Source organism: Gluconobacter sp. P5H9_a (assembly GCF_018812085.1).
Lineage (GTDB): Bacteria > Pseudomonadota > Alphaproteobacteria > Acetobacterales > Acetobacteraceae > Gluconobacter.
The window spans coordinates 1-9,767 of record NZ_JACRVW010000027.1; the positions used below are offsets into that span (position 1 = coordinate 1).

Here is a 9,767-nt window from a genome sequence, read left to right on the forward strand (position 1 = left end):
TCCGTCATTGCGTAAAGTCGTAATGACAGGACGGTATCCTAGTGACCGGACACTGCCCTGCCTGCGGGAGATATCGAGGGGCGTAAAGCCGTCATTACGTCATGACGGGGGAGCCCGATGGGAGGACGTTCTTCGCTGACATGCTGGRTCCGTCATTGCGTAAAGTCGTAATGACAGGACGGTATCCTAGTGACCGGACACTGCCCTGCCTGCGGGAGATATCGAGGGGCGTAAAGCCGTCATTACGTCATGACGGGGGAGCCCGATGGGAGGACGTTCTTCGCTGACATGCTGGGTCCGTCATTGCGTAAAGTCGTAATGACAGGACGGTATCCTAGTGACCGGACACTGCCCTGCCCGCGGTGGATATCGAGGGGCGTAAAGCCGTCATTACGTCATGACGGGGGTGCCCGATGGGAGGACGTTCTTCGCTGACATGCTGGATCCGTCATTGCGTAAAGCCTTACTCAGGCAATTACAGCCGTGGGAAAAGAAAAGGGAAGAGAGGACCGCTGCCAGTCAGCCGCCCGTGCTGCAACAGGTGGGTCGCCGTCCGTCCTCCCCATGCTCGTCGGCTGCGCCGTCTGTGCGTGGGTCCGGGTGACGCCGATCCTGCCGCTGCGCGGCACTGTTGCACCCCGGTCGTCTGCCTGACCGCCGCGATGATGTTTGAAGAACCAGAGATGGGTCGAGCATCATGCAACGCTACCAGTTCCCCTATGTCCCAACACCTCGTGGTCGGCCTCCGATGCGCTGGACCGACACGCAGGAGCCCACAACTTGCCGTCGCTGCAACGCGCATTGGGAAGACGGTGATCCGGCGCTGACGATTGCCTGCATGGGCTGTGCCGCACCTGCGAATGAGCCGTGCCGCCGCAACTCAGGTGGCAATGAGCGTGTGTGCGCCTGTCGCGACGAAGCCGCCGTCGAGATCGGCCTGCTGACGCGCTGTGGGGGCCTGACCTGGGACGGTCGCCATGAAAAGCCGCTGCTGTTGAGGGAACGTCCGATCGCCCAGGCTCTGATGTGCCGCTCGGTGCGGACAGGCGCTCCGGTCAGTCGGTGGACGTCATGAGGCCTGATCTTGCGTCCTATGACCACATCATTGTCGCCGTATCCGGAGGCAAGGACGGAACCGCCTGTCTGCTCGCCCTGCTGGAAGCCGGTGCTCCGGCCGAACGCATCGAGCTCTGGCATCATGAGGTGGATGGGGCAGGGCGGTCCTTCATGGACTGGCCCTCCACAGGCCCATACGTCGCAGCCCTGGCGCGCGACTTCAGCCTGCCGCTCTACCGTTCCTGGCGCGAAGGCGGCTTCGAGCGCGAAATGCTGCGGGACACCGCGCCCACAGCTCCGGTAGTCTTCGAAACACCGGATGGAGTCATAAAAGCAGGAGGGCAGGGGCCAGAGGGGACACGCCTGCGCTTTCCCCAGGTCTCGGCCAGCCTCTCCGTGCGCTGGTGCTCGGCGAGCCTCAAGGTTGATGTGGCCGATCGCGCCTTGCGGGGACAGGACCGGTTCCTGAACCGACGTACCCTCATGGTCACAGGCGAGCGTGCTGAAGAGAGTCCCTCACGGGCCCGCTATGCCGCCTTTGAGCCCCATCGGACTGACACGAGGAACGGGACACGGCGGCGTCGGCATGTCGATCACTTCCGCCCTGTGCACGCCTGGTCCGAGGCTGAAGTCTGGGACATCCTCAAGCGCTGGCGCGTCATGCCCGCCTATCCCTATCAGGGCGGATTTTCGCGCCTGTCCTGCGCGTTCTGTATCTTTGGCAATGCAGACCAGTTCGCCACCCTGAAATGGATGGATGCGAACCGGTTTGCGAGGCTGGTGAACTACGAAAAAGAGTTCGGCTGCACGATCAAACGTGACCGAGGGCTGGAGCAGCTGGCGTCCGAGGGAGCCGTCTATCACGCGGCCCGGTCACGCCCCGACCTGGTCGCCGCCTGCCTGTCGGATCGCCCGATCCCGTCGGTTCTGACAGAAGACTGGACCCTTCCGGCCGGGGCCTTCGGCATCGGGGGAGGGCCGGTCTAGTTTCAGGCGCGGGCCGGACGGCCGCGACGCTTCTCGGGCAGCTTCTTTACTGGTGGAAGGTTTTCTTCCTCAGGGGAGGGCTCCTGAGGCGCAGAGGCGCGGGTCGTGGAGCCCAGGCCAATCTCGCGGGCGAGGGATGAGCGCTGCTCGGAATAGCTCGGCGCCACCATCGGGTATTCGCGCGGCAGGCCCCACCGGGCCCGGTACTCTTCCGGCGTCATGTTGTAGGCCGTTTTGAGATGACGGCGGAGCATCTTCAGCTTTTTCCCGTCTTCCAGGCAGATGATGTAGTCCGGAAACACGGAGCGCTTCGGGTTCACGGCGGGGGTCGGGGCTTCTTCCGCGACAGGCTCCGGCGTGGACGGCGTCGCGAGGGCGTCGTGCACGCTGCGGATCAGCGCAGGAAGCTGGTCAGCGGAAAGCTCGTTCTGCGACAGATAGGCGGCCACGATGTCAGCGGTGAGTGGCAGAAGATCAGCATGAGGGTGTGCAATGGTCTCAATCAGGTCGGTCATAAATGTCCCTCAAGGTTCTGGAAGAGCTCTGGACATGGCTCTTTCAGGTCATGACTGCAAGTCGTTACGACGATTACTGCCTCAGATATTAACAGTTCCCCGAGCCGCGTCGAAACACGGTCATGTTTCCTTGATCGTGAGAGCACAAATCGCAGAAGGTAAGCGTCCGAGAATTGCACGATTGACGGCTGCTTACGCCTCATTGCGGACTCTCGCGGCACCAACCTCTGAGCCATAAAGCGGACAAATCTCAGAATCATGAGTTACCCAGCTGCTCGATCTGCGGCGTCCACGCACTTTGGTTTAGCTGAGCTCGACTAAAACGACGTAGGCAGGCACGAGTTTTTCTATCAATGAGGAATTCGGAAGAACTTTCGATACGAGAATGTTGTCGATGAAGGTTTCGTTTATAGGAGTTAGCTGTGCGCCGCTCGCGAAGACGACTTCCTTCTCGTTACCATGATTGCCCTCCCGGCTGTATGCGTAGGCCTTGTTCTTCCCCCCCCTCACGCGAACCACCATGAGGTCCACCCGACCAGCGTCATAAGCCTTGCCATTCCACTCGGCGTTCCTCAACGCAACTTGAGGGCAGAATGAGGTGGAGAATGGACGCGATGTGTTGATAGGGGAGCTGCCGTTTGTCCAATGGCCGCCGTGGAACAAGCACTGGCCTTCTGCTATCTCCACGCCATAAGTTTTGATGGCCGCATCCGCCATTGGCCATTCGCATTCAGAGAACTTACCTTGGTATAAACTAAGAGCCTCGGGCTCATCTTGCGGCATCAACTTGCGCAGATTCAGATATTCTGGGCTTGCGTCGAGTGCTCTGTCGATATGCGCCTCCAGACTATTGTCAACTTTCTGGCGGAGTATTCGAGTAGCAGCTTCGGTGTGTGTCGAAACCACTTCGATAAGCTGGTCGTTCACCTGCAAGGCTTCGATCATAGATAAGCCCTTGTTATTGAAGAGGTCCAGCGCCTCCTCCATTGTTGAATCGCGTTTCGACCAAACCTCATACGGTTTGTCGAATACGTTCACGACGCCTGCTTCTTTTCCCATATTCACTTATCCTGCCTTTTTTAGACTGAGTGGAATAGCTGATTATTATAAATAGCCGATGTTGCCCACCAGTTGGGACTGTCTGGTCAGCTGGATGATTCGCATTATGCTTTCGATTGCCAGTGATGACGCTAAGGCCCTCCGGCACAGAATTTGGGTGTAGGGGGCCAAGCCGTCCATGAGAAATCTGTCTCTCAGCAGTGACCAGACCGCGCAATACAGCGAATGTCGGCTCGTCGCGGCTGCGGCCCTAAAGCGAACAGGCCGAAATCCCCAATCAGCCGTTGGCGCTTTGGGGAAACGGAAGCAGTTCGCTGAGACGTGTGGCTGGATATTCATCGATCATGCGCGTCAGCCTGTCACGCAGGATCGCAGCGTGTCGTCTCCGGACGCTTACCGCAGAAGACGCGGACCGTAAAAGAAAAAGAGGAAAGAAGGGGAGGCAGCACGGGATCGCCCTGTGCCGCAAGGGGTGGGTCCGTCCGTGTCCTCGCTGGCGCTGCGGGCCGGGCGGTCCCGACGCTGACGCGTCGCCCTTGCCGCCCAGAACGACGCCGCGCTCGCCGGAAAGGGTCAGAAAGGAGACAGCAGACGATGCCCGTCATGGCCCTCACACGCCCAACCCCCACACAGAATTTCAGCCTGGTTCAGGCCCACCGCGAGGGCTGGACCATTCTCGAAGGCTGCGGCCCGGAGCACGCTGACACTCAGCTGCGCGGCGTGACCTGCTCGGACCAGAATGCCTGGTGGCAGGTCGCGCGCCAGGCCCGTCAGGGATCCCCCTATCACCGTGAGCCCCTGTCGCGTCTGTCCCACACTGAGCGCGAACAGATCTCTCTGCGCTTCGGTCCGCTGTGACCTGATCCGGAAGGCCTGAGCGCCTTTCGCCCAAACCCATCCTGTTTGTTTTCCGGCCCCCCGGTCTGCCGCCGCGCAGCACCGGGCGTTGCCGCTTGTCCGGAGTTCCTCCCATGAGCAAGACCCAGCTCAGCTTTTTCGACACCTCAGCCCTTGGGGGCGGCAGCAACACCCTGTTCTGGGGCGACCTGCCCGGAGATCGTGCGCTCGACGAGGCCGCGTCCCTCGCGAAAGAGGCCGCTGCAGCCCCGGTTGTGGCGCCTAAGATCGACTTCCGTCTCTGTGGCACACGTGACCTGTCCCAGGGCTGGAAAGCGCGCGCACGGGACAACCTCGCCGCCATCCGTCTTCTGACCGAACTGGAGACCGAGGGGCGCAATGCAACGCCGTCCGAGCAGGCTTTGCTCGCGAAGTTTACGGGATTTGGAGCCGGGGAGCTGGCCAACAGCCTGTTCCCCCGTCCGGGCGAAGCCTTCCGTCAGGGCTGGGAAGAAATCGGGGTGCAGCTTGAGACGCTGACGAGCCAGCAGGAGCGGGCCGGACTGGCGCGGGCCACGCAGTACGCCCATTACACGCCGGAACTGATCGTGCATGCGCTGTGGGATCTGGTGGCGCAGATGGGGTTCCGCGGCGGACGTGCGCTGGAGCCGGGCTGTGGCACGGGTCTGTTCATGGGCGCGATCCCGGAGAAACTTGCCCCCAAGACAGCCTGGACGGCGATCGAGAATGACCCTCTGACGGCCCGCATTGCCCGCAAGCTGTTTCCGAACCAGTGGGTTCGCGCCGAGGACTTCACGACGGCGAAAATTGCGGAGCAGTTTGACCTCACGATTGGCAATCCGCCGTTCAGCAACCGGACGGTGCGCGGCACGGACGAGCTGGGGCGGCTTGGCCTGTCGCTGCATGACTACTTCATCGCCCGCTCTGTCTCCCGCCTGCGTCCCGGTGCCATGGGTCTGTTCGTGACGTCACGCTGGACAATGGACAAGCGCGACGCCACCGCCCGCCGGCATCTGTTCGAAACGGCGGATCTGGTCGGGGCGGTGCGTCTGCCCGCAGGTGCGATGCACGATGATGCCGGGACCGATGTGGTCGTGGACGTGCTGGTCCTGCGCCGGCGCGAGATCGGGGACAGCCCGGGCGAGAGCGCCTGGCTGGAGGTTGCGGATCTGCCCGACACGGATGAGGGGGAGGGACCGCTCAGCATCAACCGCTATTTCGTAGAGAACGGTCAGCAGGTGCTGGGTCGGCACGGCTGGACGAGCGGACAGTTCGGGCCGGAATACACCTGCGCGGCGAACCCGATGCTGATGCTCGACGATGCCCTGCCGAGCACGCTTTCCCGCTTGGCCAGGCTGGCCCGGTTCCCGGTGCCGCAGACGCTCGACGTCGAGGCGCTGCGTCAAAGCCGCCGTGCGGATGTCGGCACGGCAGGGGAGGGGGCAAGCCTCAAGGAAGGCAGCTACCTGATCGAGAAGGGTGCGCTGCACCAGATCATCGACGGCCAGTCGGTGCCGGTGAAGGTCAGGAAAGGCGAGCAGAAGGACGGCATCTTCCAGAAGCACGCGCGCATCATTGAAGGCCTGATCCCTGTCCGCGATGCCGCCCGTGCGGTCCTGCGCGCCCAGGTGGAGAACCTGCCTTACAGTGCGCTCCAGACGGACCTCAAGCGCGCCTACCAGACGTTCGTGCGACAGTTCGGCCCGATCAACCTGACGATCACCAGCACGCGTGTTGATCCGAAAACCGGGGACGAGAGCACGACGCAGCGGCGTCCGAACCTCCAGCCCTTCTATGACGATCCGGACGTCTGGCTGGTCAGCTCGATCGAGGAGTACGACGAGGACCGGCAGATTGGCACACAGGGGCCCCTGTTCTCCGAGCGTGTGATCCAGGCGACGCTGGAGCCGGAAGTCCACAGCGCCCATGACGCGCTTGCGGTCTGCCTGCATGAGACGGGTGTGGTGGAGATCCCGCGCATTGCCGAGCTGCTGGGGCGGTCCGAAGATGAGGTCATCGCCGAGCTGGGCAGTGCCATCTATCTCGATGCCGGACGCAGCCAGCCCGGGCGCGATGTGTGGGTGCCAGCCGATGAGGCGCTGTCAGGCGCGGTGCGCACGAAACTGGCGGAGGCCCGCAAGGCGGCCGAGACTGACCCCCGCTTTGCCCGGACCGTGGCCGCGCTGGAAGAGGCCCAGCCCGAGGATCTGCGACCGAGCGACATCACGGCCCGTCTCGGGGCACCGTGGATCCCGACCACCGATATCGAGGGCTTCATTGCCGAGGTCATCGGGGTCGACGCTGGCGTGTGGCACACGAAGGAGGTGGCGTCCTGGACCCTGGACAAGGGACCGTTCCGGGGCAAGGCGGAGGCGACGTCCGTCTGGGGCACCGAACGGCGTCTCGCAGGGGAACTGATCGAGGATGCGCTCAATCAGGCCATCCCGCAGATCTGGGACACCTGGCGCGACGAGAACGGCGAGCACCGGACCCTGAATGCGCAGGAGACCGAGGCCGCCAAGGAAAAGCTCGCGGCTATTAAAACGGCCTTCCAGACCTGGGTGTGGCAGGATCCAGAGCGCGCCGAGCGTCTGGTGCGACTGTATAACGACACCTACAACAACCTCGTCCCCCGCGCATTCGACGGCGCGCATCTGCAGTTGCCGGGGGCCAGCACCACGATCCAGCTGCGTGCCCACCAGAAGCGGGTGGTCTGGCGCATCATCGCCACGGGCAACACTTACATGGCCCACGCGGTGGGGTCTGGAAAAACCTTCTCGATGTGTGCGGCCATTATGGAGCAGCGCCGTCTCGGCCTGATCTCGAAGGCCATGGTGGTGGTGCCGGGACACTGTCTGGCGCAGATGGCCCGCGAGTTCCTGATGCTCTATCCGACCGCGAAAATCCTGGTCGCGGACGAGACGAACTTCGTGAAAGCGAAGCGTCAGCGCTTCCTTGCCCGTGCGGCCACGGGACAGTGGGATGCGATCATCATCACGCATGATGCCTTCAAGTTCATCCCGGTCGAAACCGCGTTTGAGCAGGCGATGATCGAGGCGCAGATCGCGTCTTACGAAAGCCTGCTGTGCGAGATCGACGCCGACGACCGCATCTCGCGCAAGCGCATCGAGCGCATGAAGGAGGGGATGAAAGCCAAGCTGGACGGGCTGGCCAGCCGCAAAGACGATCTGGTGCATCTTGGCGAGATCGGGATCGACCAGATCCTCGTGGACGAGGCGCAGCAGTTCCGGAAACTGAGCTTCGGCACGAACCAGTCCAGCCTCAAGGGGGTCGATCCGAACGGCAGCGGGCGTGCCTGGGACCTGTACGTCAAGGCCCGCTATCTCAGCCGCATCAATCCCGGTCGCGAGCTTGTCATGGCCTCGGGTTCGCCGATTACGAACACCCTTGGCGAGATGTACAATGTGCAGCGCTTCCAGCAGATCGACGCCCTGATCGAGCGCGGCCTGCACGAGTTCGACGCCTGGGCCGCGAATTTCGGGGAAACCCGCACGGAACTCGAGCTTCAGCCGAGCGGGCTGTACAAGCCTGTGACGCGGTTTGCGGAGTTCGTGAACGTGGCCGATCTGATGGCAATGTACCGGCATTTCGCGGATGTGGTGCAGCAGGACGATCTGCGCCAGTACGTGAAACTGCCTGAAATCGCCACGGGCAGCCGACAGATCATCGTCGCAGATAGCGGACCCGCCTTCCGCGATTACCAGAAGGAGCTGGAAGCGCGGATCAAGGTGATCGAGGAGCGCAAGGGCAAGCCGCAGAAGGGCGAGGATATCATCCTGTCCGTGATCAACGATGCGCGTCATGCGGCGATTGATCTGCGCTTTGTCCGATCCTGGGAGGACAACGACACCAGCAACAAGCTGAACGTCATGATCGCGAGGGTCTTCGACATCTGGAAGGCGACGAGCGAAAACCGTTACACCGATCCCGACACTGGCAAGCCGTATGACCTGCCCGGGGCCGTGCAGATGATTTTCTCGGATCTGGGCACGGAAGCGGCGCTGGAGAAACGGGGCTTCTCGGCCTATCTGTGGATCCGCGACGAGCTGATGCGGATGGGCGTGCCGCGCGATGAGATCGCGTTCATGCAGCACTACAAAAAGAGTGCGGCCAAGCAGGGACTGTTTCGGGATCTCAATTCCGGGCGCAAACGCATCCTGATCGGCTCGAGTGCGACGATGGGCACGGGCGTGAACGCACAGCAGCGTCTGATTGCCCTGCACCATCTCGATGTGCCCTGGCTGGTGGCCGATATCATCCAGCGTGAGGGACGGATCGAACGCCAGGGCAACCAGAACCCTGTGATCCAGATTTACGCCTATGCCCTGAAAGGCTCGGTGGATGCCACGAACTGGCAGCTTCTGGAGCGCAAGCAGCGTTTCCTGTGTCTGGCCATGTCCGGAGACCGGTCAATCCGCCGTCTGGAGGATATCGGCGAAAGTGCCAACCAGTTTGCCATGGCCAAGGCGCTGGCTTCAGGTGACGAACGCCTGATGAAAAAGGCGGGACTGGAAGCAGAACTGGCCCGCCTGCGACGTCTCAAGGCCGCCCATTACGACGACCAGTTCAATGTCCGTCGCGCGATCGAGCGGGCTGAACGCGATCAGAGGGTGGCCGAAGCCGTCATTCCGAAGATCAGGGCGGATATCGCGAAACGCCAGTCGACACGGGGCGAAGCGTTCCAGCTTGTGCGCAAGTCGGATGTGCTGACAGAGCGGCAGGATGCCGGTAGGTGGCTGATGGGTCAGGCGCGCACGGCCAAACGCGCAGAGACGAAGGGTCGGTGGACACTTGGCGAAATCGGCGGCTTCGAACTGGTGTGCGAGACCTGGAGCTCGACCTTCATGGGTGAAGAGGAATGGGACGCGACGATTGCGATTGTGGCCGAGGACCGGATGATCGGGATCGACTTTGATCATGACACCGCCCCGCTTGGCTTTATTGCCCGCATCGAGAACACCCTGCTGCGCTTTGACAGCGAGCTTGCGGATGCACAGCGGCTGCTGGCCGAGACGGAGCGCAAGCTGCCCGGCTACCGTGCGCGTGACGGGATGCCGTTCCGCGAGGCCGCTCTTCTGGAGGAGAAGGAAGAAGAAATGGCGTCTCTGGAGGCGGATCTGGCCGAGGATACGGCGCGTCGGGAGGCTGAGGCTGCCGAGGCGCTGGCCGCGATGGAAAGTCTGAGCGTCAACGACAATGGGGGAGAAGGGGAGGGAGAAGAAGCGGCAGCATAAGGAGAGGGGGAAGGGGCGGGCATGGCCCGCCCGGTGC

The 9,767-nt window shown here is 62.4% G+C and carries 7 protein-coding genes; 5 read left to right on the top strand and 2 right to left on the bottom strand.

The window, feature by feature from the left end; genetic code table 11:
• Positions 1 to 483 precede the first annotated feature (483 nt).
• The 3 genes from KP708_RS14895 to KP708_RS14905 are packed head-to-tail and all read left to right on the top strand — an operon-like array spanning position 484 to position 2,043.
• Positions 484 to 654 carry a hypothetical protein gene (locus KP708_RS14895; protein WP_156315476.1) on the top strand — a complete coding sequence of 57 codons (171 nt, stop codon included), beginning with the start codon at positions 484 to 486 and terminating at the stop codon, positions 652 to 654.
• A gap of 43 nt (positions 655 to 697) precedes the next feature.
• Positions 698 to 1,075 carry a hypothetical protein gene (locus KP708_RS14900; protein ID WP_010505019.1) on the top strand — a complete coding sequence of 126 codons (378 nt, stop codon included), beginning with the start codon at positions 698 to 700 and terminating at the stop codon, positions 1,073 to 1,075.
• Entirely contained in the window at positions 1,072 to 2,043 is a 972-nt protein-coding gene (locus KP708_RS14905) for a phosphoadenosine phosphosulfate reductase family protein (protein ID WP_010505020.1), read from the top strand. The genes KP708_RS14900 and KP708_RS14905 overlap by 4 nt, the downstream gene beginning before the upstream one ends.
• A 2-nt stretch (positions 2,044 to 2,045) precedes the next feature.
• Here the strand turns inward: KP708_RS14905 and KP708_RS14910 are convergent, their stop codons facing one another.
• A complete protein-coding gene (locus KP708_RS14910; RefSeq protein WP_010505021.1) occupies positions 2,046 to 2,558 on the bottom strand; it encodes a MucR family transcriptional regulator in 513 nt (170 codons plus the stop codon).
• A gap of 303 nt (positions 2,559 to 2,861) precedes the next feature.
• Positions 2,862 to 3,617, bottom strand: a complete 756-nt coding sequence (locus KP708_RS14915; RefSeq protein ID WP_010505022.1) for a hypothetical protein — start codon at positions 3,615 to 3,617, stop codon at positions 2,862 to 2,864.
• Positions 3,618 to 4,211: 594 nt separating this feature from the next.
• Here KP708_RS14915 and KP708_RS14920 point away from each other — a divergent pair.
• Together KP708_RS14920 and KP708_RS14925 are read left to right on the top strand one after the other, a co-directional pair.
• Entirely contained in the window at positions 4,212 to 4,475 is a 264-nt protein-coding gene (locus KP708_RS14920; RefSeq protein ID WP_010505023.1) for a hypothetical protein, read from the top strand.
• Positions 4,476 to 4,588: 113 nt separating this feature from the next.
• Positions 4,589 to 9,730: a DEAD/DEAH box helicase family protein gene (locus KP708_RS14925; protein WP_010505024.1), complete on the top strand. Its 5,142-nt coding sequence runs from the start codon at positions 4,589 to 4,591 to the stop codon at positions 9,728 to 9,730.
• Positions 9,731 to 9,767 lie beyond the last annotated feature (37 nt).